This window comes from Serratia sp. HRI (genome assembly GCF_010119335.3).
GTDB lineage: Bacteria > Pseudomonadota > Gammaproteobacteria > Enterobacterales > Enterobacteriaceae > Serratia > Serratia nevei.
Genome location: NZ_CP083690.1, coordinates 1191299 through 1217501 on the forward strand (window position 1 = coordinate 1191299; position 26203 = coordinate 1217501).

The following is a 26203-nucleotide window of genomic DNA, read 5'->3' on the forward strand; positions in this document are numbered from 1 at the left end:
TTCTCTCTGGTTGATCAAGCGCAATGGGGAACGTCAAAAATGCGCAGCGTTTTCCCGCTGACGGGATGCGCCACCTTGAAACTGTTCATGCCGAACACCGGCAAAATCACCGAAGTCTGTAACACCGCCTCGGGCGTACCACAGGCTACCTGGCGGCTTTCGTTCAGCACCAGGATCCGATCGGCAAACGCCTCTGCCACGGGCAAATCGTGCAGCACCGCAATCACGGCAATGTCTTTATTTTTCACTAACGACAGCAGCGCCGCGCGCCCAGGCGGATCGAGGTGATTGGTCGGTTCATCCAGCAACAACAGATCGGGAGACTGCGCCAACGCCCGGGCCAGCGCGGCGCGCTGACGCTGGCCGCCCGAGAGCCGCCCTAGCGGATGGTGCCTGAGCGGCGCCAGCCCGGTTTCCCCGATGGCTTCGTCAACGATGCGTTTTCCCGCCGCAGAGCGTGCGCCATGCGGTAAACGGCCCAACGCCACGTAGTCCTCAACCGACAGCCGCAAATCCGGCGAATCGTTTTGCGCCAGAAAGGCGATGCTTTTGGCGCGTTCCGCCGTCGGCCACTCGGACAAGGCCCGCCCTCGCCAGTGAATGCCGCCGCTGTCCGGCCGCGTTTCGCCGATCAGGGCACGCAGCAGGCTGGACTTGCCGCTGCCGTTAGGACCGATCACCGCCAGCTTCTCACCGGCGCGCAGCGCGAAATGGATGTTGTCGAGTATCAATGCCCCGCCGTGGCCGGTCAGGCTAACTCCATCAACGTGGAGGATGTTGCGAACTGAATTCATCACGCATCAATTGTTATATTATAACATATCAATATTTTTACCACGATTACGCGCCTTCTGCAAAAGCGAATCGCAACGTCTTTTGCCGCACGCGTTGCGTGAACCGAGGAGGGACCAAGCCGCGCCCCTGCATCAACACTGCGCGGCCAAAACAACATAGCACACCCTTCAATTAATGATAATGATTTTCATTATCATTAAAATCATGATGATTTCCGATTGCACGCCCCGCTGAACTTGGTTATGTTTGAAGCGATTAGTTTCATTCCCTGTTTTCAGGAACTCACATGACCTACCTGGCGCACAGTACAGATCCGACAGACGCGACCGTTCCGGCCGTCGTTTTGCTGTGTGCTTCCTCCGCCCCACCCGCCGTTTCCTCTGTCGTTTCAGCGGTTGCCGCTTACCCACCACGCATTGTGGTTGTGCGCTAAGCCAAACCGACTTTTACCTCCGGCTTATTGATCTGTTGCGTTCAGGCGTAGACCGCCGCGCGCGCCGGAGCCTGTAATTTTCACGACAGGTGAAATTGATATGCGATTACCTTCTCTCTGGGCCAATGCCGGCCTGGCTACGCTGTTCGTCCTGCTTTGGAGCAGCGGCGCGATCTTCTCCCGTTGGGGGTTGGAGCACGCTTCCGCCTTCGCTTTCCTGTTCTTCCGCTGCGCCATCGCACTGGCGGTGCTGTTGGCCATCGGCCTGTGGCAGCGCCAGTGCCTGCCCGCTCCCGGCACCCGCCGGCGCGTCGCGCTGATTGGCGTGTTGATGATCGGCAGCTATCAAATCTGCTATCTGCTGGCGCTGGAACAGGGTATTACGCCCGGCGTGCTGGCGACGCTGCTCGGCGTACAGCCGATCCTCACCCAGTTCATCACCGAACGGCGCTGCACCGGGCTGCGGGCGCTCGGCCTGGCGCTGGCAATGGTCGGGCTGACGCTGGTAGTGTACCAAAGCCTGATGGTGGCCCACTTCTCGCTGAGCGGCATGCTGTTCGCCTTTATCGCGCTGGGCTGCATGACCGCCGGCACCCTGCTGCAAAAAGGCATGACGCAGCCGCCGCTGGCGGTCTTGCCGCTGCAGTATGCCGTCGGGTTGCTGATGTGTACGCTGGCGCTGCCGTTTGAGCCGCTGCGGGTCGAATGGGGGCCGGCGTTCGTGCTGCCGCTGCTGTGGATGGCGGTGGTGATCTCGGTGCTGGCGACCTTCTTGCTGTATCGCCTGATCCAGCGCGGTAACCTGGTGCAGGTCACCAGCCTGTTCTATCTGATCCCGGCGGTGACCACCCTGCTGGACTACCTGTTGCTCGGCCACGCGCTGGCGGCGCTGAGCCTGCTGGGCATGGCGGGCATCGTGCTCGGCGTGATGCTGGTTTTCCGCCGCGTATAAAGCAAAAGCCCCCGCGCCGTTCCACCGGCGCGGGGGCGATAACAACAGCCGTTAACTCAGAACAACCAGGAACCGTACCCCCACAGCAGCACCGTCACCCCAAGCAGCAGCTCGAGCAACAGGATACCGATAGCGAAGGTCGAGCTGGAGAAGATGAACCCTTCCTTACTGTCGATATTCAGGAAGTGCGGGATCCCCAGATTCAGCAGATAGCCCGAATAGCACAGGCCGATAATGCCGACAAACAGACACAGCCAGACGACCGGATAGAGCGCCACAATCCCGCTGAGGAACATCGGGGTCGCCACGTAGCCGGCGAACACCATGCAGCGGTGCAGGCTGGGGCGCGATTCATAGCGCCGCGCCATCCAGTGAATGACTTTCCCCATGGCCGCTACGCCCGCCAGCATGAGCAGGTAAAACGCCACGGCGGTATAAAGCGCGGTAAACATGTCGAGCCTGATGGCATGTCCCTCGCCGGAGAGCCAGCCCAACTGGGTGGTGCCGATAAAGGCGCAGACCACCGGGATTGCTGCCAAGAGCAACACGTGATGGGTGTATAGGTGCGAGACGCTTTCATTCTCGCTTTTGATCTGTTCGAACTCGGCGCTGGGATGCGCCAGAAGTCCCCAAACATGACTGACCATGAGACACCTCCTATCTCGCCGTAGGCCGCGATCGGCGAACGAATTTCACACCTCTGACGGACAGCTACCCGTGCGAGGATTGCGGCCACGGGGCTCTCTCCCCTGTACTAATTATAGTCTTTCGGCGAAAAAACGTGCGGAAAGCGAAAGGCGCGGCGCTTTGTCTTATACTCCCCCATTAAACCCAAGCTGTGAGGAAGGTTATGTCATCCGCTATCATCACCCGCCAGGCGGGGATCGTCGACGTCGACGCCGGGCGCAACGTCACCGTGGTAGAACCCTGCAATCTTTACGGCTGCCGGCTCGGCGACGATGTCTTCGTCGGCCCGTTCGTGGAGATCCAGCGCCACGTCAGCATCGGCGCGCGCAGTAAAATTCAGTCGCACAGCTTTATCTGCGAATACGTCACCCTCGGCGAAGCGTGTTTTGTCGGCCACGGCGTCACCTTCGCCAACGATCTGTTCAAAGACGGCGCGCCCAATGCCGATCCGGCCAGCTGGGGGCGCACCTGCATCGGCGATCGGGTGTCCATCGGTTCCGGCGCCACGATCCTGGCGGTGGAGATCTGCAGCGACGCGGTGATCGGCGCCGGGGCGGTCGTGACCCGCGACATCACCCGCAAGGGGATCTACGCCGGCAACCCGGCGCGTCTGCTGCGGGAGCTGCCGTAATGAACCCGGCCATCCGCATCGCGGCCATTGAGACGTTGCCCGACGATTATCTGGCCCGCGGCGATTTCAGCTTCACCATCGCCTGTTATGCCCTGCCGCAGTTCGACAGCCCGGTGGACAGCTGGCCAACTCGCCCGGTGGCGCCGTTTCGCAAACGCTATCCCCTGGCGCCGTTCGCCAACGAAGACAGCGTGACCTTCCTGGCTTATCGCCAGAACGACGCCGTTGGCCACATCACGCTGAGCAAAAACTGGAACGGCTACACCCTGATCGACGAGATCGCCGTCAGCGCTGACGCGCGCCGCCAAGGCATCGCCGGGGCGCTGCTGGACTGCGCCAAACAGTGGGCGCGGCAGCAGGAAACCTCAGGTATGATGCTCGAAACGCAGAACAACAACCTGGCGGCCTGCCGCTGCTACCAGCACTATGGGTTTATCCTCGGCGGCATCGATCGCTTGCTGTATCGCGCCGAACCGGAGATCGCCGATCATGAAATCGCGCTGTTCTGGTATTTGCCGTTCAATAGCGAAATCGGTTACTGATTTATCGATTGCCATTGAGGTTATGTTTACTTTTTAACCCCTACCATCGGATGAGAACTGTTATCACTTACTCTGATAAACCAGCGACACCCATGGAGGGCCGTATGAACAAGAACAAGGCTGTTTTACTGATGTTAGCTATCGCCATGAGCGGATGCGCCGATCGCCCCACCGCCGTCACCCCCGCAACGCCGCCGACCGACGCCGCCGTTTCTCCGACGGGCGTGCAGCCGGAGATGGACGCCAGCACCCGCAGCAAGCTGCGTGAGATCCTCGCGCTGCGCGCCGGTTGGCCCGCCGCACAGCCGCATGGCCGCACCGTCGATTTGATTTCGCGCGAGTTTCTCGGCACGCCCTATCTCGCCAACCGCCTGATCGGCTCGCAGAGCACGCCCGAGCAGTTGGTGATCGACTTCCGCGGGCTGGATTGCTTCACCTACATCGATTATGTGGAAGCGCTCAGCACTGCCCGCAGCGAAGGCGAGTTTGTACAACATCTGGTAGACATTCGCTACGTCGACGGCAAAATCGCCTTCCCGCAGCGCAAACACTTCTTCACCGACTGGGCGCAGCGGCCGCACCAGGTGGCCGAAGACATCACCGCGCAGCTCAGCCCGCACGCCGTTACCCTCGTGAAAACCCTCAACCGCAAGGCGGACGGCAGCAGCTACCTGCCCGGCTTGCCCGTCGTGCAGCGCAGCGTGACCTATATCCCCAGCGACAACGTCGACAACAAGGTGCTGGCCCAGCTGCGCACGGGCGATTACATCGGTATTTACACCAACCTGGACGGGCTGGACGTGACCCACACCGGCATCTTCGTGATGACCGACAGCGGCCCGGTGCTGCGCAACGCCTCTTCACGCAAGGCCAACATGCGGGTGGTCGATTCGCCCTTTATGGATTACGTGATGGCTACGCCGGGCATCGTGGTGCTGCGTTCGCTCAGCCGATAACCCCCCGTCGCATAACGGCTATAAGCTATAGCCGTTTATGCTGAACGAGCGTTTGACTTCATCGGCGGTTCAGGCTTAGCTGTAAGGACAAAAAACAACTGATTTTATTGTTCTTTTCAGGGAGACTTCGATGACCTTACGCTGGCGTATCACCCCTCTGGCGGCGGCCTTCGCCGCCGTATTGGCGCTTCAGGGCTGCGATCAAAAAACCGATCAGAATCATATCAAGGTCGGCGTCATCAACGGCGCGGAACAGGACGTGGCAGAAGTCGCCAGACAGGTGGCGAAAGAGAAATACGGGCTGGACGTCGAGCTGGTCGGCTTTAGCGGTTCACTGCTGCCGAACGACGCTACCGACAAGGGCGAACTGGACGCCAACGTGTTCCAGCACCGCCCGTTCCTCGAACAGCAAAACAAAGATCACGGCTATAAGCTGGTGGCGGTCGGCAATACCTTTGTCTTCCCGATGGCCGGCTACTCCAAAAAGATAAAATCGCTCAAAGAGCTGCCGGACGGCGCGGTGATCGCCATCCCGCTCGATCCGACCAACCTGGGGCGCGCCCTGCTGCTGCTGGAAAAAACCGGATTGATTACGCTGAAACAAGGCAAGGGGTTGTTGCCCACCGCCCTGGACATCAGCGCCAACCCGCACCATTACCAAATCATGGAGCTGGAAGGCGCGCAGCTGCCGCACGTGCTGGACGATCCAAAGGTCACCGTTGCCGTCATCAGCACCACCTACATCAACCAGACCGGTCTGACGCCGACCAAAGACGGCATCTTCATCGAGGATAAGGACTCGCCGTACACCAACATCATCGTCACCCGCGAAGACAACAAGGACGCGCCGAACGTGCAGAACTTCATCAAGGCCTATGAGTCTGACGAAGTGGCCAAGGCCGCCGAGAAAATCTTCAACGGCGGCGCGGTGAAAGGCTGGTAAATTCGGCCACCATCAAGGCGGATTCTGCGTACGAATCCGCAATATTTCACTTTCATTCCCCGTTTCCTTACGCCACACCTTTCTCTATAAGCAAAACGCCCGCATGCTCATTCCTCCATAACACGGATTGTTCACAACAAAGGAGTGTCTCGATGCCGATCAAATTTGCCCCCAAGGTCGGGGAAATTCTCGAGTGCAACTATGGCAACTATCCCCTATCAGTCTGCCAACCGCATGAAACCGGCTTTTATGATGGCCACATTCCACCAGAAATGGTGAAGAACCGTTTAGTTGTTGTGTTGAACGGCAAAATTAACGGCAACGCCTGCATTATCGTACCGCTGTCGACCACCAGAGATTCGAACAAGATCGAACGGGGATTGCACATCGAAATTACGCGTGAACTCATCGAAGATATGAGATTCTTTCATCCGCAAACGCGCTGGGCAAAGGGCGATCTGGTGCAGCAAGTCAGCCGCCAACGGCTGAACAGAGCCCGTAAAGAGAGAGGCTTTCTTACCCAGTGTCTGTCGCGCGAGCTTGTTGCTGACATACAACGCGCCGTCATTAAGTCGATCAATGCCAAAAATATGCTGTTCTGACCAGTACGCTGTTGTTGACAAAACAGACAAATCAGGTGAAATTGTCGCCGTAGCCGATACAGGCCCTTATGCTATACCCTCCCTTTCAGGGACCTGCGAAGCCCAGCCATCCAGCTGGGCTTTTGCCTCTCTGGCGCCCACCGATTTTTAAAACGTCATCTTTTCTTCCCGCTCTTGTCCCTTACGTGGCGTCAGGCTGTAGTATCCCGTCACGCACAAGGGAGGCGCTAGATCGGTTATTGAAAGTCGGCGAACTGGCGCGCCGGATGGGCGTTTCACTGGCGGAAGCCGGGGCAATTCTGGCGCGTTCAGGGCCGGCGCTTCCGGCGGTGATTGAGCAGCAGCTCGCCATGTTGGACCCGCAATTGGCACAGAGCGCCGCATTGTGCGGCTGACAACCCCATAGGGTTCTCTTATCTCACCATAAGAAAACCCGATTTACCCCGGCGGCGAGCGGCGCGCATAATGGCGTTTATCCGCTGATTTCCAAGGTAAACAGGCATTACCATGACGCTCTCCGCTCCCGTACTCAGCCTCCTCGATGCCACGCCGGACGATATGGCCGCCGTGCTGCGCATTTACACCCACCACGTGCTGTACGGTGCCGCCTCTTTTGAAGAACAGCCGCCGACCTTGGCGGAAATGCAGCTGCGGCTGGGTAAGGTGCGGAAAGCCGGGCTGCCCTGGCTGGTGGCGAAAAGCGAAGGCCGTATTGTGGGCTACTGCTATGCCACGCCGTATCGCCCCCGGCCGGCCTATCGTTTTACCGTGGAGGACTCGGTGTATATCGCCGAGGGGCAACAGGGCAAAGGCGTCGGCAAGGCTCTGCTGAGCGCGCTGATCGCCCGCTGTGAGCAAGGCCCCTGGCGCCAGATGCTGGCGATCGTCGGCGATTCCGCCGCCAACCGCGGTTCGCTGGCGCTGCACCAGTCGCTCGGTTTTACCAGCGTCGGGACGTTAAAGGCAGTGGGGTTCAAACTGGGGGAATGGCGCGACACCCACATCATGCAGCGCGCGCTGGGCGCGGGCGACAATCGGCATCCCTGAATGCATGGCGACGCACGATAGGAAGTTAGCGTCTATAGTGAAGAGTGATTTCATTGAGTTAGCGCCAGTTGTGCGCCACATTTAACGGGTAAGGGAGAATCAAATGAAAATTATTCTGTGGATTGTCGCCATCATCTTTATCGTGGGTTTGTTGACGATTACCGGCGTTCTCAAACTGATATTTTAAAGCGTCTGCACCGTCCCGCCCCTCTCGGGGCGAGATTTTTCATCATGCCTTGAAACGCGCGCGTACCGCGCCCAGCGCCGACACCACCGCCAGCACCACGCCGCCGGCCACCAGCCCGAACGCCACGTTCAGCAGAGCCGGAACCACCCCCTGCAAGATATGGCCAAACGTCGGCACCACCGTGGTGTACGAGGCCCAGTCTTCGAAAAGGTGATGCACCGGCGGCAGACCGTGGGTCAGGATGCCACCGCCGACCATAAACATGGCGACCGTGCCGACGATCGACAGCGTTTTCATCAAATAAGGCGCGGCACGCACGATGCCGCCGCCGAGGGAGCGCGCTAACGCGCTGCTTTTGCGGCTCAGATACAGCCCCAGATCGTCCAGCCGGACGATGCCGGCGACGATGCCATACACGCCGAGCGTCATCACGACGGCGATGCCGCACAAGACGATCACCTGCTGGCTGAAGGTGGCGCCGGCAACGGTGCCCAGCGTGATGGCGATAATCTCGGCGGAGAGCACGAAATCGGTGCGTATCGCCCCTTTCACCTTGCGTTTCTCATAGGCCGCGGCGTCCTCATTGGCGCCGGGCCCGTCCGATTTTTCCTCCTGCGCCGCCTTGCCGTGGCTCAGGCTGTGAAACACCTTTTCGAACCCTTCGTAACACAGGTAGGCGCCGCCCACCATCAGCAGCGGCGTAATCGCCCAGGGTGCAAAAGCGCTGATCAGCAGCGCCAGCGGCACCAGGATCGCCTTGTTGATCAACGAACCTTTGGCGACGCTCCACACCACCGGCAGTTCGCGATCGGCTTTAACGCCGGTGACCTGCTGCGCGTTGAGCGCCAGATCGTCTCCCAGCACCCCGGCGGTTTTTTTTGCCGCCATTTTGCTCATTAACGAGACGTCGTCCAACAACGAGGCGATGTCGTCGATGAGGGTAAGTAAGCTACTTCCTGCCAAAATGATTCATCCTTTTCATATTCACGGGCCATTCTATGTTTAGCATAGCGGTAAAGCGTCATGAAAGGATATGGGAGGATCGCGGAAAACGCCGGGCGGGCGAATGCCGCCCGGCGCCGGCGTTAGAGCGCTACGCTGCCCAGGATGAACGTCACGGTAATCACCGACAGCAGCGTCGTCCAGGTGATAATGGAGGCCATCGCTTCATGATCGCCCCCCATTTGCCGCGCCAGAATATAGGCGTTGCCGGCACAAGGCACGGCGGAGTAGAGAATGGCGATGCTGGCCGGCACGCCGGTGGCGCCGAAATAGTGCACCAGCGCAATGGTAATCAGCGGCATGGCCACCAGCTTCAGCACGGTCGCATAAGAGATGGAAACCAGCTTGCGGATATGCATGCTGACGATCAACCCTGCGCCGACCGACATCAGGCTCAGCGGCGTGGCGGCGTTGGAGAGATAAACGAACAGCTGTTTAAGCGCGCCGGTGATGTGCAGGTTGCACAGGTTCATCAGCACCCCGAACAACGCGCCGATGATCAGCGGGTTTTTCGTCAGCGCCAGCAGCGCGCCGCTCAGGCTTTTCTTGCTGCCGGTGCCGTAGTGGTTCATCACCAACACGCTCATGATGTTGGTCAGAATGATCATGTACGCCACGAAGAAACCGGACAGCGCCACCCCCTCGCTGCCAAACAGCGATTGCGACAGCGCGATGAATACATAAGAGTTGTATCTGACTCCGCCCTGAAAAATGGAGGTAAACAGATCGGCCGACGTATTGAAGAACAGTTTGCCAACGAAAATAATCAACGCGATGGCCAGCGTGGAAACAATCGTCGCCACTACGGGATAAAAGCTGTCAGCGCCGCTAAAATCCGCCTCACTGATATCCAATATCAACAGTGCCGGAAAAAAAAGGTAATAAACGAATTTGTCTGAGAAGCCCCAAAATACGGCGACATCTTTAACATAGAGTTTTGACAAATAGCCCAGCACGATTAACAAAAAAATCGGCAATATAGAAAGAAAAACGTTCAGCATGAATAATAACCTTAAATCGAGAAAATGCGCTCTTCAACCTGATTGAGGTTGCGGTGATTCCATAAGCTTGCCGAAATGAAGACGCGTTGCACCCAGCGCAACGGCGTATCTCTTTCATCGAAAGAAGGCGTGAATTTATCGCGCGAATGCAGCGCAAAGCGGTTATCGATATACACCAAATCGCCTGGGCAAATATCGATACCGATGGCGTTTTCTTTCACCAGCCCGTAGAAACGCTCCAGCGCGGCTTCCGCTCGCGGCGTGCTGGCCGCAATCATGCCGGGATAGAAGACGGCGCTCACATCCGGCAATACGTGATTTTGCGAAATCAGCGGCACCAGCGCGGTTTCTTCCCGCCCGGCCTGCGTGGATTGGCGCCAACGGTAAGGCAGTTTGATGCTGTACAGCGGGCTGGCGAGCGTTTCGACGTCCTCGCGGCTCAGCTGAGCGATCGCCAGACGCGAATCGGAGATGCGCGTCATCGGGCTGTGCGGATCGCGGCGCACGCCGGCCAGCAGCAGGCCCATCGGCGAGACGTTGAACTGCTCCAGGTGTTTCAGCGCCGCATTTTCAATATGGAAGTCCAGTTCAACATCGAACCCCAGACCGGTATACTCTTTTTTGGCTTCGCGTTTGGGGATCAGATTATTAATCAGCTCCTTCCCCTCGAAATACATCGAATAGGGCTCGCCGATTAACGAAGAAATACCCACCAACAGGTTTTCACTGATATTCCCGGATTTGGCCGAAGGCGTGTATTGGTTCGGGCAAGGGGAAAAGAAAACTTCTTTATCCACCGGCACATTTTTTAAAATAAGATAAGGCCGTGGTTTGATTGACGCCTTTTGCTGGCTTAATGCAGCGCTTAATCTGTGGGGCAAATGGGTAATCATGGCCGATCGTATAGCATGAATATACGCATCACCGCCGGCGGGATCGTAAGCAATTTTATCTAATGCCGAAAATAACTCGTTTCGTTCCTGATCCGTCAATTGAAAGACGTTTTGGTAATCCATCCTGAGCATTCCTTGACAATAAGAATATCATTAGCAAGCCTAATGAAAGCGGCAGGATATTAACACTTTGCAATCAAATTCATAAAGATTTATTAACTAATTTCGTGATCTTAATCACCACTCCTCCGTCCAGTTAATGGCGGAGAAGAAGTGATTAAAAAACAAACAGATACGCAGTTACGTCTCTATCAGACGCACCAGCGAATACGCGCGAGAGGTAGCGCAGAACATGATCGTGGGCCTCAAAGACGCACGATAAATGCGTACTGCCCTCAAGCAAGCCAAAGGCAACATGCACGCTGCCATGCTGTTCGACGAAACGCTGCAAGGATTGCGCGCTGAACAACTCATCCTGCGCCGCCGCCAGCAGCAAGGTCGGCAATCGCAGCGCCGCCAGTTGCTTGGCCGGGGTACGTGGTGTCAAGGCGTTAGCCATATTAACGCTGTATTGGCAGACAAAATCGGGGGCGGCGGCCAGCACGGCCGGGGGAAAATTCAGGCTGACCGCCCGAGATTGCCCAAACCACCGCCCGCCGCTGAGCGCATTGGCCACAAAAGGCCATTGCCGCACCTGGGCAAAACGGGCCGCCGCCGGCAGATCGCGGGCCATCCCGGAAAATGGCCCCAGCTCGGGCGCCAGCAGGGTCAGGCTGTCCACCTGCTGTTCGCAAGGATAACGGGTCAGGTAGTTGAGCAACATCCCGGCACCGCTGGAATGGCCAAGCAGGTGCCTGCGCGCCAACGGAAAACGCAGGCGCATTTCCGCCAGGATGACATCGACATCGCGCCAAATACGCTCAGGCCGCTCAACCGTCCCCCGCTCTCCCGTGGAATCGCCATGCCCGCGAATATCGACCAGGCACACCGCGAGCGTTGGCTCGGCGGCCAGCTGGCGCGCAAGAATGTCATACCCGGCGGCGCTGTTAACCCCGCCGCCGTGATAAACCACGATCACGTCTTCACTCTCGACAGTTTGCCGATACAGACGGTAGCTCAATCCCTCAATGCGGCCGGACGACGTGCCCACCTGTGCCCCCGGCCACTCACCGAAAGACTTCGCTTGCTCAACATAGCGGTCAAAATCAATCAATTCGCACCTTTCCATGATGTTGTCGGAATTCCCCACGGCAGAGCCGCTGCCCCGGCGATAAGCATATGAAACAACAGCAGGAACTGCCATGCCTTTTGCGCGCTCCCCCTTAGCCTCAGGGCAGATCCCCCGCCGGCACATTGAGCTGCCAGGAGAGCCCAAAGCGATCGTTGAGCCAGCCGAAGCGGGCGCTGAAGCCGTAGTCGTCGAGCGGCATCAGCACCTTGCCGCCTTCCGCCAGGCGGTGGAAAGCCTGCTCCAGCGCCTCTTCGTTAGGCAGGTTGATGAACAGCGACACCGCCGGGGTGAAGCTGAAATCATGGCTGATCGGGCTGTCGATAAACACCAGGTTCTGCCGGTCGAAATCGATGGCGGCATGCTTGATCAATCGCCGGCCGTCCGGCGTCGGGTCGTAATGCTGCACCTGCATGAGACGAAAGCGCGCAAACACCTGGCTGTAGAGGTCGATCGCCTGCTGCGCCTCCCCCTGGAACATGACAAAGGTCGAAACCTGACTCATAACATCCTCTCCGGCAATCGTTGTAGTATTAATGGAGGATAGCGGATTACCGTTGAAGCGGCGGAAAGGAGCAACCATGAGCATCATTCATCGCCTGGCGCAGCCGGACGATCTCAACGGCCTGTTGGCTCTGTATCGCGAGCTGCGCCCACAGGATGCGCCGCTGCGCACCGACGACGCACGCCGCACCCTGCAGCGCCTGCTGGACGATCCGGCGATCCGTCTGGTGGTGGCGGCGGACGAGGAACAGCCGATCGCCACCTGCATGCTGGCGCTGATCCCGGGGCTGGCGCACCAGGCGCAGCCGTTCGGCATCATCGAGCACGTGGTGACGGCAGAGCCCTATCGCGGCCACGGCGTGGCGCTCGCGATGATCGAATACGCGCTGCAGCTGGCCTGGCGCAAGGGCTGTTACAAGGTGATGCTGCTGTCGGGGCAGCAACGCACCGGCGCGCACCAGCTTTACCTCAAAGCGGGTTTCGACGGCGATCGCGAGCGGGGATTTGTCATCAGGCGGCCCGAGGGCCGATAGCGGCCTGCTGCAAACGAGCAGGCCGCCAGGCGGGTCATTCGGTGGCGTTTTTCGCCAGGCTGGCGTCTTTTTGCCGACGATAGTCACGGGCGGCGGCCGGGATCGGCGTCACCTTGCCGGTTTCAATCCAGCTGCGCAGCCGGTTGGCATCGGCGAAGTGGGTATATTTGCCGAAGGCGTCCAGCACCACCAGCGACACCGAGCGGTTACCGATCACCGTACGCATCGCCAGGCAGTGGCCCGCCTGGTTGGTGAAGCCGGTCTTGGTCAGCTGGATGTTCCATTTCGGGTTATACACCAGATGGTTGGTATTGCGGAACGGCAGCGTATAGTTCGGATCTTTGAAGCTGGCCATGCGCTCGGTGGTGGTGCTGAGCTGGCCAATCAACGGGTATTGCTTGGTGGCGATCAACAGCTTGGTCAGATCGCGCGCCGTCGACACGTTATGGATAGAGAGCCCGGTCGGTTCCACATAATGGGTATTGGTCATGCCCAGCGCCTTGGCCTTGGCGTTCATCGCTTTGATGAAGGCGTTGTAGCCCCCCGGATAGTGGTGCGCCAGGCTGGCGGCGGCGCGGTTTTCCGACGACATCAGCGCCAGCAGCAACATATCCTTGCGGCTGATTTCGCTGTTCAGCCGCACCCGCGAATACACCCCTTTCATCTCCGGCGTCTGGTGGATATCCACCGCCAGCATCTCGTCGAGCGGCAGGTGCGCGTCCAGCGTGACCATGGCGGTCATCAACTTGGTGATCGAGGCGATCGGCACCACCTCATCCGGGTTGCGCGCATACATCACCTTATGGGTTTGCATATCGACGACCATCGCACTGCCGGAGGCCAGCTCCGGCTGGGTGGCGTGCAGGGCGGCGGCGTTGTCGCTGGCCAGCGCACGCGGCGCAAAGCCTGCGCCCGCCTGCAAAGCGAGCAGGGTCAGAACCAAAACACGTATTTTCACAGGCATTACTCTGAAATGGGGGCTTGAACTCAGCGAATTATATGTGAGGGTTCGGCGCTTGGCACTGGGATTATAGGGCGGATTTGTGACAAATTCTGTCGGCCGAAAAACGACGCAGCCCGCGGGCGCTCTGGGATGAACGCCCGCGTAGAAAAAGTTACAGCGCCGGCTGCCAGGCCGACTGCGGCAGCAGGTACAACCCCGGCGTTTGCCGCGCCCCCGCGCCGACGATATGGCCGATGCCGGCCGCCATCACCGCCAGCGTCACGTCGAAGGCATTGAGGCTGTCACCGTAGCCGGCGGTCAGGTTGAACATCGAACCGTTGGCCAGCAAATAGACCGTCTTCTCATTGAGTTGGTAAGCGTTCACATAAGGCATCGGCTCGTGGTGCGACCGGCCCTTGAGGAAGCCGACGTCGATCTCTTCCGCCACGTGGCCGACGTTGAGGATAAACACGCCGTCCTGCGCCTGTTGCAGATGCTGCGCCGAGAGCACGTTTTTCGCGCCGGTCGCGGTAGCGATCACGTCCGCCTGCGCGACGGCGCTCGCCAGATCCACCACCTGCCAGCCGTCATAACGCGCCTGCAGCGCACGCGCCGGATCGATTTCCGCCACCATCACCTGGCCGCCGTAAGCCCTGGCCGCCGCCGCCGTCCCCTGCCCGACCAGGCCGTAGCCGATCACCAGCACGCGCTTTTCGTGCAGCGTCAGATGGGTGGTCTGGAAGAAGGTGTGCCAGGCGGTCAACCCAACCATATGCCGATTGTGCAGCCCCTCTTTCACCGGCAGATCGTCCCAGTTGAAGATCGGGTAGCGCGGCGCCACGCCGTTCAAACGGCTGATGCCCGATCCGGTGGCTTCCAGCCCGGCGACGATCTGCGGGCCGTTCGGCGATTGGTGCAAGCGGGTGGTCAAATCCGCCCCCATTTCGCACAGGTGAGTCGGCTGCCAGGCCAACGCGCGGTCGAAAGATTCCGACCACTCGCCGGCGCTCATGTCACGCCAGGCGTAAGCCTGCGCGCCCCGTCGTTCCAGCCAGGCCACCACGTCGTTCTGCACCGTGGTGGGATTGCAGGTGGTCAGAAAGATCGCCGCGCCCTTGTCCAGCAAACCGGCTACCAGCGGCGCCATTTTCAGATCCAGGTGCATATTGCACGCCAGCCGCACCCCGTGCAGGTCCGGCAACGCCGCCACCGCCGCCCGGGTGCGCGGCATATGGCGCATCGCCCAGTTCAATTCGTTCTCGAAATCCTGATACATCCGTTGCTCCTCTGGTGTGCCCCGCCGCCAGGCGTGGCAAAAAAGTTACCCCGCGCGGCCGAGCCGGCGGATCGCCTGCGGCGACAGGCCAAATACCCGGATAAACGCCCGCCTCATGCGCTCCGGATCGCTGAATCCCACCGAACGGGCGATCGCCTCCAGCGGCTCGGTGCTCTCTTCGATGCGCCCCCTGGCCGCCTCCACCCGCAGCTGTTCGATCACCTTGGCCGGCGTCTGCCCGGTTTCGGCGCGGAACAGCCGACCGAACTGGCGCTCGCTCAGGCAGGCAGCGTCGGCCAGATCCGCCACCGACAGCGGCAGGTGCAAGTGCTCGCGCGCGAACGACAGCGCGGCGCGCATGCGATCCGACGACGGGTTCAACGCCAGCAGCAGCGAGTACTGCGACTGCCCGCCGGGGCGCCGGTGGTAGACCACCAGCTGCCGCGCCACGCCCGCCGCCATCGTGGCGCCAAGGTCGTCTTCTATCAACGCCAGCGCCAGATCGATACCGGCGCTGATGCCGGCCGAGGTCCAGATATCGCCGTCGCGAATGAAGATACGGTTGCTGTCGACGCGGATGCGCGGATAACTCTGCTGCAGCCGCGCCGCATGATACCAGTGGGTGGTGGCGCGCTTGCCGTCCAGCAAACCGCAGGCCGCCAGAATAAACGCGCCGGTGCACACGCTGGCGATGCGCCGCGCTCGCCGGCTGTGGCTCGTCAGAAACGCCACCAGCGCCGGCGACTGCGCCGCCATCACGTTGCCGCTGCCGCCGGCCACCACCAGCGTATCGAAACGCTCGTCGCCGCACGGCTGCGTGGCGATCTCCACCCCCGCCGAGCTGGCGACCATCCCGCCCTGCGGCGAGATCGCCACGCAGCGGTAGGCCGGCGGGTCGGTAAATTGGCTGACGTTATCGAACGCCGCCAGCGGGCCGGCAAAGTCCAGCAGGTTGAAACCGGGAAAAACCACAAAACCGATCGTTTTCATGATGGCGCTTTTTGAGGGTTATCTGTCATATCAGCCAAAAACAGGGCGGCTATTATGGCCCAGGTCCAACGATAAAAATGAGGCGAATGTCATGTCTGAACCACTCGTGATTGTATTTCCCATCTATCAAGGCGTCACCCAACTCGACTTCACCGGCCCACTGCAGTTTCTGCGCCACATGCCGGGCGCGGAAATCATCGTCGCTTCGGTAGACGGCGCGGATGTCGAATCGGAAGGCCTGCACTTCACCCAGCTGCGCCCGCTGCCGGAGATCGCGCGCTGCGACGTGCTGTGCGTGCCGGGCGGCAGCGGCTGCACCCAGGCGCTGCAGGATGAAGCGTTCATGCGGCAAATCCGACGGCTGGGCGCCGATGCCCGCTATCTGACCTCGGTGTGCACCGGTTCGCTGATCCTGGCCGCCGCCGGCTTGCTGCCGGGCAAACGCGCCGCCTGCCACTGGTCGATGCGCGACAGCCTGAAGCTGTTCGGCGCCATACCCAGCGCTGCACGCGTAGAGCGCGACGGCAACGTGATCAGCGGCGGCGGCGTCACCGCCGGCATCGACTTTGCGCTGGCGCTGATCGCCGAACTGCACGGCGAAGACACCGCCCAAACGATCCAACTCTATCTGGAGTACGCCCCGGCTCCGCCGTTCACGGGCGGCACACCGGAACTGGCCCCGCCGCACATTTACGCCAAGGTGCAGGCACAAATGGCGGAAAGTCTGGCGCGGCGCAGAGCCTTGGTGGCCCAGATCGCCCAAAGCTAGCGATCGCGCGTATACTTGCCCTTATGCGTCAGTCACATAAGGAGTAAGGAATGACCGATTTGGCCCACTACATTACGGACTACGGCTACTGGGCGTTGTTTATCGGCTGCCTGGCTGAGGGAGAAACCATCACGCTGCTGGGCGGCATCGCCGCCCACGAAGGGCTGCTGCACTGGCCGTGGGTGATAGCCGTGGTGGCGCTCGGCGGCACGCTGGGGGATCAGCTGCTGTACTTCATCGGCCGCCGGTTCGAAGGCCGGGTCATCTCGCGGCTCAAAGGGCAGGAAAAGCGCATCGCGCGCGCCAGAAGGCTGATCGCCCGCCACCCGATGCTGTTCGTTATCGGGGTGCGCTTTATGTACGGCTTCCGCATCATCGGCCCGGTGCTGATCGGCGCCAGCCGGCTGCCGCCGTCGCGCTTTGTGCCGCTCAACATCCTCGGCGCCATTCTCTGGGCGACGATCTTCGTCATGCTCGGCTATTTTGGCGGCCAGGCGATCGAAAGCTTCTTTACCGGCTTCAATAAAAAACTGGCGCAAACGCCACGCGGAGTGAAACTCAGCGACTAAGCATCAGTTTGATGCCCAACAGCGCCAGCACGCCGCCGCTCAAGCGATCGAACCAAGCCTTGAAGCGCAGATAAATCCGGCGCGGACGCGGCGAAGAGAGCACGAAGGCGACAAAGGCGTACCACGCCACATCGACCGCCAGCGCGATCAAGGGTAGCGCCACATACATCCACGGCGCGATCGCGTGGCTGAGCAACGCGGCGAACACGCTGGCAAAGACGATGGCCGTATTCGGGTTGCCCAATTGAGTCAGCAGGCCGGTGGTGAAGGCTTTACGCCATCCCAGCGGCTGCCCGCCCACTCCATCCACGTTCAGCTGCCGGTTGGCGCCGCGCAACATGTTGAACGCCAGATAGATAAGATAGGCGCCGCCCAACAGCTTCAACGTCCCGTAAAGCCATGGCAGCGCCAGCAACAGCGACTGCAGCCCAAGCAGGGCCAACAGTGCAAAGACAAAGCATCCGACGCCCATTCCCAGCGCGACCACCATGCCGTCGCCACGTGAGGAAGCCACCGCCGTACGCGCCACCAGAATAAAGCTTTGCCCCGGGCTCATCGCCCCCAGCGCAATCGCGCCGGTAATGCTTATTATTGACAGCGCCGTCTCGCTCAACATGCCCACTCTCCCGTTGTCATTTTTTATTCAAACTAGCGCAGAGGTGAAAACAAAAGCAATAACGGTGCGTCAAGATCCCTGCGGCGCCGCGCGCATCAGCTCGACCAGCTCGCGCGCCGCCTTGTCCAGCGGGCGGCTCTTCAGCCAGATCAGATGCATCGGCAATCGCAGCTCGTTCTTGGTGTTTTTGAATTTCAGCCGCATCAGCCGCCCCTGCGCCAGCAGCGGCTCGGCCAGCGACAGCGGGAAATTGCCCCACCCCAGGCCCGCTTCCACCATGTTCAGCGCCATCGGCAGGCTGTCGGTGCGCCAGTAGGCCTCCGCCACCTGCGGGCGCAGATCGCCGATCGGCAGATCGCGGCTGGCCACCATGATCTGCCGCACGTTGATCAGATCCTCGAGAAACAGCTCGCCCGCCGCGCCCTCCAGCGCCGGATGCTGCGGCGATACCATCGCCACCAGCGACTCCGCGCCGACGGCGTGGAACTGCTCCGCGCTGTTGATGTTCAGCCCGCCGAACGCGAGGCAGACGCCAATGCGCCCCTGATGCAGCATATGCAGCACGTCGTCCTGCGGCGCGCTGAGCACTTCGATGTTCAGCAGCGGATAACGTTGCGACAGCGTTTTCACCGCCACCAGCAGGCCGGCGCCGTTGATGTCCGACGCCACGCCGATCGAAAGCGTGCTTTCCAGCCCCTGCGAAAGTTCGATGGCGTGCACCTGCAGCTGCTTGAGCTGCCCGGCGATCAGGCGGGCGTGCGGCGCCAGGGCCAACGCCAGCGCGGTCGGCGTCGGTTCGCGGTGCGAGCGATCGAACAATGCGAAACCGAGTTCCGCCTCCATGTTGGCGATACCCATGCTGACGGCGGACGGTACGCGCCGCAGCGCGCGGGCGGCGGCGGAAAACGAACCGCGATCGAGCACCGCCAGAAACAGTTCGATATTGTCGCTGGAAAAGTTCATCGTTTAACCTGTCAGTAAAACTGACAGCTCCTGACTTTTTCTATCAATGTGATTGACGCTATCTTAGCCGCCGCCGCCACAGAGGCAACTAAAAACAGATCGGGAGAAAACAATGCAAGGCGTCAAACGCAAACTGGTGTATGTCACCGCTTATGAACTTATCGGCATGACGATCTCGGCGCTGGGGCTGGCGCTGCTGTCGGGCCACGCGCCGAGCAGCACCGGGCCGCTGGCGGTGGTGATCACCACCCTCGCGGTCAGCTGGAACTTCATTTACAACTACCTGTTCGAGTGGTGGGAAAGCCGCCAGGCGTCGCGCACCCGCACCCTCAAGCGCCGCATTTTGCACGCAGTGGGCTTTCAGCTGACGCTGGTAGTGTATCTGATCCCGCTGATCGCCTGGTGGATGGGCATCACGCTGTGGCAGGCGCTGCTGCTGGACATGGCGCTGATCGTCATCATTCCTTGCTACACCTTCCTGTTTAACTGGGCGTTCGACAAGCTGTTCGGCCTGCCGGCTTCGGCTCTGCCGGCCGGTGAATCCGCCTAAAAACCCCCTCGTCCCATTCGCCTGCGCACGCCCATCGCCGCGCAGGCGCCATCGCTTTATTTTCCGCCCGCCTTTACCCCGACGCGAAATAACCTTCAAATCCCTTTAGTTTGCACGGTAATTATTATTCTGTGATTTCAATCACTTTTATCGTTCGATATTTCCGTGTTGATAATGAGACTCATCTTACTGAATAATATGCGCTTTTGTTTTCAGTTTAAAAAATACACACAATTGCTCACGCTTTGCGCACAGGTTTTTTTGCCACATTTATCGGGAAACGGTAGCATGCCACGCCGTTATTTAACGGCAGCTGTATACACAATAAACAGCGGAATGATGCTACGACCTCATTCTCATTACGATTGCTGATGGCAATCGTTTGCCCTGCCGCTCAGGGCGGAGTTCATCATAGACAGGTAAACAGGACGGATAATGCACTCACAAAAAAAGTCGGCGGACGATAAACACGCCGCCAGACGACGCTGGCTAGACTCCCATGAATCCGGTTATCACAAAAGCATGGGTAACCGGCAGATCCAAATGATCGCCATCGGCGGTTCGATCGGCACCGGCTTGTTCCTCGGTACCGGCGGCCGCCTCGAACTGGCCGGGCCGGCGCTGGCGCTGGTCTATCTGGTGTGCGGGATCTTCTCTTTCTTCATCCTGCGCGCGCTGGGCGAACTGGTGCTGCATCGCCCTTCCAGCGGCAGCTTCGTTTCTTATGCCCGCGAATTTCTCGGTGAGAAAGCCTCTTACGTCGCCGGCTGGATGTATTTCCTCAACTGGGCGATGACCGGCATCGTCGACATCACCGCGGTAGCGCTGTACATGCACTACTGGGGCACCTTCGCCGACGTGCCGCAGTGGCTGTTCGCCCTCGGCGCGCTCGGCATCGTCGCCACCATGAACATGATCGGCGTGAAATGGTTCGCCGAAATGGAATTCTGGTTCGCGCTGATCAAGGTCGCCGCCATCGCGCTGTTCCTGATTGTCGGCGTGGTGTTCCTCGGCACCGGCACCCCGGTCGCCGGCCACACCACCGGCATGCACCTGATCACCGAAAACGGCGGCATGTTCCCGCACGGCCTGCTGCCGGCGCTGGTGCTGGTGCAAGGGGTGATCTTCGCCTTCGCCGGCATCGAGCTTATCGGCACCGCCGCCGGCGAGTGTAAAGATCCGGCCAAAATGATGCCCAAAGCGATCAACAGCGTGATCTGGCGTATCGGCCTGTTCTACGTCGGCTCCGTGGTGCTGTTGGTGCTGCTGCTGCCGTGGAACGCCTATCAGGCCGGCCAAAGCCCGTTCGTCACCTTCTTCAGCAAGCTGGGCGTGCCTTATATCGGCACCATCATGAACATCGTGGTGTTGACCGCCGCGCTGTCCAGCCTCAACTCTGGCCTCTACTCTACCGGCCGCATCCTGCGCTCGCTGGCAATGGGCGGCTCCGCGCCGAAGCTGATGGCCAAAATGAGCAGCCAGCAGGTGCCTTACGCCGGCATCCTGGTCACCTGCGGCATCTACGTGATCGGCGTGGTGCTCAACTATCTGGTGCCGTCGCAGGTATTCGAGATCGTGTTGAACATCGCTTCGCTCGGCATCATCGCCTCTTGGGCATTTATCATCGTTTGCCAGATGCGCCTGCGCAAAGCCGTGCACGAAGGCCGCGCGCAGCCGGTCTCGTTCAGAATGCCGGGCGCGCCGTTCACCTCCTGGCTGACGCTGGCGTTCCTGCTGATCGTGGTGGTGATGATGGCGTTCGACTACCCGAACGGCACCTGGACCATCGCCACCATCCCGGTGCTGGCAGTGCTGCTGACGCTGGGCTGGTTCGGCCTGCGCAAGCGCGCGCAGGAAGTGAAATTGGAACAGCAGGCTCACGAAGAACAAAACCCGCACTGATTCGACAAACCGCCCTCCGGGGCGGTTTTTTTATCCGCTATAACCGGCCGTAGAACGTCATTCTGGCGCTTTCAGACAGCATCACGTCCGGCTGCGCATTGTAGGCCAGCACCACCAGCATGCGCGTGATGTCGCCTTCGGTCGGCGTCACCCGGTGCATGGCGTTGCGCCCGCGAAACAGCACCAAATCCCCCTCCTCCATCGCCAGCCGTTTGGCCACCCGCTCCCCGTCCAGCACCTGCGTGACCCCGGCATAGTTCATCTCGCCGCGATCGGCGTCGCGCAGGTTCTCCACGTACTCGAAACGCCCGCCCGCCGCCGGTTTCTGGATCAGCAGAGTGATGGCGAACGACGAATTGTCGAAGTGCCAGCCCAGCTCCTGGCCGGTGTGGGCGTAATGCAGGTTGATCGACGACAGCCGATCGGCGTAGGGATACAGCTGCGCCTCATCCAGCACCGCGCAGAGGAACGCACGAAACGCCGGAGCATCGTACAGCGCACGCAGCGGCGACTGCGGCGGAATATCTTCGTCGGTAATGCAGCCTTTGGACGACACCACCAGCCGGTTGCGCGCGTGATCGGCCGGCAGCGCGTCGTCCTGCGGCCGCAGATACACGTTGTGTTTGCTGGTGGCATAAAACGCCGCGTGGTGCTGTTCGGCGCCTTCCAACCGCACCGTCGCCAGCGCGGCGGCGCGCAGAAATCCCGGCAGTACTAACGCACCGCTGCGCTCCAGCGTTTGCCGGCAACGGGCGCGGAACTCGGCGTCGTCGATGGGATGGGCGGACAGATCGATAATATCGGCAAGTTGCGGCATGACGTTCCCCTCGTGTGCGATAGCCGGATGCCTCTCACTGTAGCGAATGGCGCATTGCCGCCATAACAAAAATACGTTATGGATAAGCTAACCAATTCTTAGCGATAGCCCTGCCCATGCACTCACCGTCCCGCGCGCGCTTGCCCAAGCTGAGCGCCATTCTGGCGTTCGAAACCGCCGCCCGCACCGGCAGCCTGGCCCGCGCGGCGGATACGCTGGCGCTGACCGCCGCCGCCGTCAGCCAGCAGATCCGCCAGCTGGAGCAACACCTGGGGATCACGCTGTTCATCCGCGCCAAAAGCGGCGTCACGCTGACCGAACAGGGCGCGGACTACCTGGCCTACGTGCAGGAGGCGTTCGAAACGCTGCGCGTGGCGCAGCAGCACGTCGAGCGCCAGCGCGGCAAACAGGCGCTGACGGTGTTCGCCCTGCCGGCGTTGGCCTCCAAGTGGCTGAACCCGGCGCTGGGCGACTGGCTGGCGCAGTGCCCCGACGGCGATCTGCGGCTGCACGCCACCCATGCGGCGGTCGATTTCGCCCATTCGGCGGCAGACTTCGCCCTGTGCTTCGGCGATCAGGACTATCCGCTGCTGGAAAAGATGCAACTGTTTCAGGATCGGGTGCAGCCGGTGTGCAGCCCGGCGCTGCGCGATCGCGGCGACTGGACGCAGCTGCCGCTGATCCATGTCGATTGGGGCAAGGAGAGCCAGTTTCTGCCGGGCTGGCACGAGTGGTTCACCGCCGCCGATCGGTCACCGCCGGCGCGGCGCGGGCTGACCTATAACCTGACTTCGTTGGCTATCGACGCCGCCGTGCAAGGGCGCGGGGTGCTGCTCGGCCAGCGGCGGCTGATCGCCCGTGAACTGGCGGAAGGCCAGCTGGTCACCCTGGCCGAACCGGCGCTGCCGCTCAGCAAACCCTACTACGTAGTTTACCCACCGCGCACGCTGGAAAAACCCGGCGCAGCGGCGTTTCTGGCCTGGTTGCAAACCCTCGCATCTACAGGCCAAACCTGAACCCCGGCGGCGATGTTTGCTGGCGTCAGGCACAACCCTGAACGCTTAAGCCTCTCACCTCAGCCTGTTAATTTATCTCTGCCGACCGGGACCGCGAACCGATTCGCCCTTCGGCCACAATGCCATTTCCCTATGCCGCCGCCCCTGCAATCGCCATATTGCATCGGCCTCTTATTGTCCAAAACGAGGGCTATTCCATGATTTCATTAAATGATTACGCCAACCTGCGCAGCTATGCCGGTAGCGAAACCGCGGTGATGCTCGAAAACCGCTACCATCACGGCGTATTTACCCGAGACGATGCGGATACCACCAGCCAGGACAACGGCGTTACCCTGATCGTCGATGCGCAAAACCGCCGCTGGAAGCGCATCATCAATGACGGCGATTACAGCATCGATTGGTGGCACCTGCCGGGCGATGAGCTGGATTACTCGCTGACCATTACCCGCGCGTGCAACTTCTTGCAGGTCAAAGGCGAAGAGTGGTGGCAGTTGCCTATCCCAACTACCCCGGCGGGGATTACCCTGGTTGGCCCCGGCGGCGTTCGCCCTTGTAAAACCACTGCCAACCTAAAGCTGTGGAAAAACGCCGTCGATTTTAAGGGCACCATTCTGGACTTCAGCGGCGCCACCAACATCGAGTGCGTACGCGTGCAATATTCGCTGGGAGCGCCGGCGATTTATAACCTGCGCATCGTGGGTGCCCCTGGCGCGGCGGCTAACCTGCGCGGCCTGTGCGTCTACAGCGATGCCTCTAACATGCACGGCTTGCCGGCCTGTCAGCTGCTGGTGCAAAACGTCTGGCTAACCAACCTGTACAAAGGCATCGTCTTCGGCAATAACGCCTATATCCAGAGCTGGCACAGCATCATGGTGCGCGGCTGTTTCTGGCCGATCTGGTCTGAAACCACCGCCAACGCCGGCGAAAAAATCGTCTTCTACAAATGCCTGTTCGGCGACAGCAGAAACTATTATCAGGGGGTGCACGCCCTGGCCTTCCGCGATTGTTCGTTCGACTACAGCGGCTTTAGCAATGAAACCGAACAGTTGGCCAATACCGACTATGGCTTGTTCGACCTTAAAGGCGGCACGCTGGACTTTAAAAATTGCCACTTCGAATGGGGTAACGCCAATTGCCGCAACTACCGGCCGGTCTTTACCAGCAACAACGGCGGTACGGTAAAAATCAAAGACAGCCAATGGCACAGCGTGATGACCAACAACACCGATGCCGGCAGCAGCGTGCCCTACCAATACGTCGAGTATTTCTTCTTCGATAAGTCCAGCGATCTGAGCGGAAAATGTTATATCGACGGTTTCGATCTGGTGAACGCCGACATTAAAAAAGGCTGGTCCAACAACCACATCGAGATGAAAAAGATCGTCGCACCCGGCTACGTCAACATGTGGCGCCTGCTCTATCTGGGTGATGGCGTCAACCATCTGCCGGAGCCGAGCTGGAAAGAAAGCGGCGCGCTGGCGTTGAATAACGTCTACGCCTTCGGCGGCGCACGTCTCTCGCAAACGGCGACCGCCGATCTGGCGGTAACGCTGCAAAACGGCGTGCTGACCGCCACCACCAAAACGGCAACGACGGCGGACAAACGCGTCGAGATCTACTTCCCGATCGCGAAAAACGATCTGGTGCTGTGGCGCGCCACGCTGGCCAACCTGAAAGGTCAGAGCAGCCTTGATGTCATCATCGGCACCTACCAAGGCAAGTATGTCCTGAACGGCGATGCCGGCGTCACCACCGTGCTGGAAAAAGCCTGCCAGTGGGGCCGTACCGGTACGGTAACGCCGACCACTTCGGCAACGATGACCTCGGATCGCATTACCGCACTCGACGTCGCCGAGTATTTGCCGCTGCCTGAGGGCTACGTCAATTACGCCCGTATCGCCATCGTGCTGAAAAACTTTACCGGCAGCGCCGCTCAGCCCACCTCGGTGGACCTGACCCAACTGCTGTGTCAAAAGATCGACATCGTCTCACGCAACCCACATAAATCCTGGTAACCGCACAGGCCCCGCAAGGGGCCTGTTTTCCATTAACGCGCGGTATAACCGCCGTCGATGCTGTAAAACGCGCCGGTGGTGAAACTGCTGTCGTCCGAGAGCAGGAAAACCACCGTTTTCGCCACCTCTTCCCGCGTCGCCATTCTCCCCATCGGGTGCGAAGCGGCCATCTGCGCCCGCACCGGCGCCGGCAGCGCCCCCATCGCCGGCGTATCCACATAGCCCGGCCCCACGGCGTTGATGCGCACCCCGCGCGTGGCGAACTCCAGCGCCGCCGAGCGCGTCAGGCCCAGCACGCCATGCTTGGCGGCGGTATAAGGCGCAATCCCGGCAATGCCCACCACGCCGTTGGCGGAAGAGAGGTTCACTACCGCCCCGCCGCCGCCGGCGACGATCGCCGGCAGGCCGTACTTCATGCCGAAAAACGTGCCGCTCAGGCAGGTGGCGATCACCTCTTGCCAGTCTTCGACCGCATACCGATCGATGTCCACCTCGTGCGGGCCGGTGATCCCGGCGTTGTTGACCAGCAGATGCAGCGCGCCGCAGCGCCGCACCGTCTCTTCAATGCCCTGCTGCACCGACGGCGCATCGCGCACGTCCATCCGCAACGTCATCACCCGTCGGCCCTCGGGATCGAGCCGCGCGGCGGCGGCGGCGAGAGGCGCGGCGTGGCGGCCGGTCATCACCACCGTGGCGCCGCGCCGAAACAGCTCGGCGGCGATCGCTTCGCCGATGCCGGTGGAAGCGCCGGTCACCAGCGCCACCCGATGTTTGAAATCTTGCATAGCCGTTCTCCTGCAACGTTGAACTCAGGGGAACAGGCTAGCGCCGACCAGTG

General features: G+C 60.4%; 29 protein-coding genes. 15 read left to right on the forward strand and 14 right to left on the reverse strand.

Going from position 1 to position 26203, the window contains the following annotated elements; genetic code table 11:
* Positions 1–14 precede the first annotated feature (14 nt).
* A complete protein-coding gene (locus GF111_RS05790) occupies positions 15–731 on the reverse strand; it encodes an ABC transporter ATP-binding protein (RefSeq protein WP_060442266.1) in 717 nt (238 codons plus the stop codon).
* 597 nt (positions 732–1328) lie between these two features.
* Here GF111_RS05790 and GF111_RS05795 point away from each other — a divergent pair.
* Complete coding sequence (locus tag GF111_RS05795; RefSeq protein WP_038879922.1) at positions 1329–2180, forward strand: DMT family transporter; 852 nt, start codon at positions 1329–1331, stop codon at positions 2178–2180.
* 56 nt (positions 2181–2236) lie between these two features.
* Here GF111_RS05795 and GF111_RS05800 read toward each other — a convergent pair whose 3' ends face one another.
* On the reverse strand, positions 2237–2827 hold the full coding sequence (locus GF111_RS05800) for a Yip1 family protein (RefSeq protein ID WP_004939641.1): 591 nt from the start codon (positions 2825–2827) through the stop codon (positions 2237–2239).
* A gap of 203 nt (positions 2828–3030) precedes the next feature.
* On the opposite strand from GF111_RS05800, the gene GF111_RS05805 reads away from it, so the two are divergent.
* The 7 genes from GF111_RS05805 to GF111_RS05835 all read left to right on the forward strand — a co-directional run bounded on the left by GF111_RS05805 (position 3031) and on the right by GF111_RS05835 (position 7588).
* Positions 3031–3498 (forward strand): acyltransferase, encoded by a 468-nt coding sequence (locus GF111_RS05805; protein WP_047728343.1) that lies wholly within the window; start codon positions 3031–3033, stop codon positions 3496–3498.
* Positions 3498–4040 (forward strand): GNAT family N-acetyltransferase, encoded by a 543-nt coding sequence (locus GF111_RS05810; protein ID WP_033652386.1) that lies wholly within the window; start codon positions 3498–3500, stop codon positions 4038–4040. The genes GF111_RS05805 and GF111_RS05810 overlap by 1 nt, the downstream gene beginning before the upstream one ends.
* Positions 4041–4144: 104 nt before the next feature.
* Positions 4145–4996: a DUF1460 domain-containing protein gene (locus tag GF111_RS05815; RefSeq protein ID WP_147190095.1), complete on the forward strand. Its 852-nt coding sequence runs from the start codon at positions 4145–4147 to the stop codon at positions 4994–4996.
* A gap of 130 nt (positions 4997–5126) precedes the next feature.
* Complete coding sequence (locus GF111_RS05820; protein WP_038879912.1) at positions 5127–5939, forward strand: MetQ/NlpA family lipoprotein; 813 nt, start codon at positions 5127–5129, stop codon at positions 5937–5939.
* Between the two features lie 152 nt (positions 5940–6091).
* A complete protein-coding gene (locus GF111_RS05825) occupies positions 6092–6541 on the forward strand; it encodes a type II toxin-antitoxin system PemK/MazF family toxin (protein WP_047728349.1) in 450 nt (149 codons plus the stop codon).
* A gap of 239 nt (positions 6542–6780) precedes the next feature.
* Positions 6781–6936 carry a hypothetical protein gene (locus tag GF111_RS05830; RefSeq protein WP_224217819.1) on the forward strand — a complete coding sequence of 52 codons (156 nt, stop codon included), beginning with the start codon at positions 6781–6783 and terminating at the stop codon, positions 6934–6936.
* 112 nt (positions 6937–7048) lie between these two features.
* Positions 7049–7588 (forward strand): GNAT family N-acetyltransferase, encoded by a 540-nt coding sequence (locus GF111_RS05835; RefSeq protein WP_038879907.1) that lies wholly within the window; start codon positions 7049–7051, stop codon positions 7586–7588.
* A 229-nt stretch (positions 7589–7817) separates the two neighbouring features.
* On the opposite strand, the gene GF111_RS05840 is transcribed toward GF111_RS05835, so the two are convergent.
* From GF111_RS05840 to GF111_RS05860, 5 genes are all read right to left on the reverse strand, one after another.
* Positions 7818–8738 carry a DUF808 domain-containing protein gene (locus GF111_RS05840; RefSeq protein ID WP_033647067.1) on the reverse strand — a complete coding sequence of 307 codons (921 nt, stop codon included), beginning with the start codon at positions 8736–8738 and terminating at the stop codon, positions 7818–7820.
* Positions 8739–8860: 122 nt separating this feature from the next.
* A complete protein-coding gene (locus GF111_RS05845) occupies positions 8861–9778 on the reverse strand; it encodes an AEC family transporter (RefSeq protein ID WP_025301959.1) in 918 nt (305 codons plus the stop codon).
* Positions 9779–9789: 11 nt separating this feature from the next.
* Positions 9790–10575: a TauD/TfdA family dioxygenase gene (locus GF111_RS05850; protein WP_204275824.1), complete on the reverse strand. Its 786-nt coding sequence runs from the start codon at positions 10573–10575 to the stop codon at positions 9790–9792.
* A 373-nt stretch (positions 10576–10948) separates the two neighbouring features.
* A complete protein-coding gene (locus tag GF111_RS05855) occupies positions 10949–11974 on the reverse strand; it encodes an alpha/beta fold hydrolase (RefSeq protein ID WP_224217820.1) in 1026 nt (341 codons plus the stop codon).
* Positions 11975–11999: 25 nt separating this feature from the next.
* Positions 12000–12404, reverse strand: coding sequence for a VOC family protein (locus tag GF111_RS05860; RefSeq protein ID WP_047728359.1), 405 nt, complete (start codon positions 12402–12404; stop codon positions 12000–12002).
* A gap of 76 nt (positions 12405–12480) precedes the next feature.
* On the opposite strand from GF111_RS05860, the gene GF111_RS05865 reads away from it, so the two are divergent.
* Entirely contained in the window at positions 12481–12936 is a 456-nt protein-coding gene (locus tag GF111_RS05865; RefSeq protein ID WP_047728360.1) for a GNAT family N-acetyltransferase, read from the forward strand.
* A 34-nt stretch (positions 12937–12970) separates the two neighbouring features.
* Here GF111_RS05865 and pbpG read toward each other — a convergent pair whose 3' ends face one another.
* The 3 genes from pbpG to GF111_RS05880 form a co-directional block, all read right to left on the reverse strand.
* Positions 12971–13900 (reverse strand): D-alanyl-D-alanine endopeptidase, encoded by a 930-nt coding sequence (gene pbpG, locus GF111_RS05870; protein WP_038879897.1) that lies wholly within the window; start codon positions 13898–13900, stop codon positions 12971–12973.
* A gap of 151 nt (positions 13901–14051) precedes the next feature.
* Entirely contained in the window at positions 14052–15155 is a 1104-nt protein-coding gene (locus GF111_RS05875; protein ID WP_147190097.1) for an adenosylhomocysteinase, read from the reverse strand.
* A 45-nt stretch (positions 15156–15200) separates the two neighbouring features.
* A complete protein-coding gene (locus GF111_RS05880; protein WP_038879891.1) occupies positions 15201–16145 on the reverse strand; it encodes a GlxA family transcriptional regulator in 945 nt (314 codons plus the stop codon).
* A 91-nt stretch (positions 16146–16236) separates the two neighbouring features.
* Here GF111_RS05880 and GF111_RS05885 point away from each other — a divergent pair, with 91 nt between their 5' ends.
* Both GF111_RS05885 and GF111_RS05890 read left to right on the forward strand, forming a co-directional pair.
* Entirely contained in the window at positions 16237–16914 is a 678-nt protein-coding gene (locus tag GF111_RS05885; protein ID WP_038879888.1) for a DJ-1/PfpI family protein, read from the forward strand.
* 50 nt (positions 16915–16964) lie between these two features.
* Positions 16965–17483, forward strand: a complete 519-nt coding sequence (locus GF111_RS05890; RefSeq protein WP_224217821.1) for a DedA family protein — start codon at positions 16965–16967, stop codon at positions 17481–17483.
* Here the strand turns inward: GF111_RS05890 and GF111_RS05895 are convergent.
* Both GF111_RS05895 and GF111_RS05900 read right to left on the reverse strand, forming a co-directional pair.
* Positions 17473–18099: a LysE family translocator gene (locus tag GF111_RS05895; protein ID WP_147190099.1), complete on the reverse strand. Its 627-nt coding sequence runs from the start codon at positions 18097–18099 to the stop codon at positions 17473–17475. The genes GF111_RS05890 and GF111_RS05895 overlap by 11 nt on opposite strands.
* A gap of 69 nt (positions 18100–18168) precedes the next feature.
* On the reverse strand, positions 18169–19062 hold the full coding sequence (locus GF111_RS05900; RefSeq protein WP_048232992.1) for a LysR family transcriptional regulator: 894 nt from the start codon (positions 19060–19062) through the stop codon (positions 18169–18171).
* Between the two features lie 112 nt (positions 19063–19174).
* Here GF111_RS05900 and GF111_RS05905 point away from each other — a divergent pair, with 112 nt between their 5' ends.
* Both GF111_RS05905 and ansP read left to right on the forward strand, forming a co-directional pair.
* On the forward strand, positions 19175–19612 hold the full coding sequence (locus GF111_RS05905) for a PACE efflux transporter (protein WP_047728368.1): 438 nt from the start codon (positions 19175–19177) through the stop codon (positions 19610–19612).
* A gap of 435 nt (positions 19613–20047) precedes the next feature.
* Positions 20048–21514: an L-asparagine permease gene (ansP, locus tag GF111_RS05910; RefSeq protein WP_038879875.1), complete on the forward strand. Its 1467-nt coding sequence runs from the start codon at positions 20048–20050 to the stop codon at positions 21512–21514.
* Positions 21515–21551: 37 nt separating this feature from the next.
* Here the strand turns inward: ansP and GF111_RS05915 are convergent, their stop codons facing one another.
* Positions 21552–22331: a 2OG-Fe(II) oxygenase gene (locus tag GF111_RS05915; RefSeq protein WP_048232990.1), complete on the reverse strand. Its 780-nt coding sequence runs from the start codon at positions 22329–22331 to the stop codon at positions 21552–21554.
* A gap of 116 nt (positions 22332–22447) precedes the next feature.
* On the opposite strand from GF111_RS05915, the gene GF111_RS05920 reads away from it, so the two are divergent.
* Complete coding sequence (locus tag GF111_RS05920; RefSeq protein ID WP_055312101.1) at positions 22448–23347, forward strand: LysR substrate-binding domain-containing protein; 900 nt, start codon at positions 22448–22450, stop codon at positions 23345–23347.
* Between the two features lie 197 nt (positions 23348–23544).
* The gene (locus GF111_RS05925; RefSeq protein ID WP_048232987.1) at positions 23545–25365 is read left to right on the forward strand and encodes a hypothetical protein; all 1821 of its coding nucleotides are present in this window, start codon (positions 23545–23547) and stop codon (positions 25363–25365) included.
* Between the two features lie 32 nt (positions 25366–25397).
* On the opposite strand, the gene GF111_RS05930 is transcribed toward GF111_RS05925, so the two are convergent.
* Entirely contained in the window at positions 25398–26150 is a 753-nt protein-coding gene (locus tag GF111_RS05930; RefSeq protein ID WP_055312102.1) for an SDR family NAD(P)-dependent oxidoreductase, read from the reverse strand.
* Positions 26151–26203: the final 53 nt, after the last annotated feature.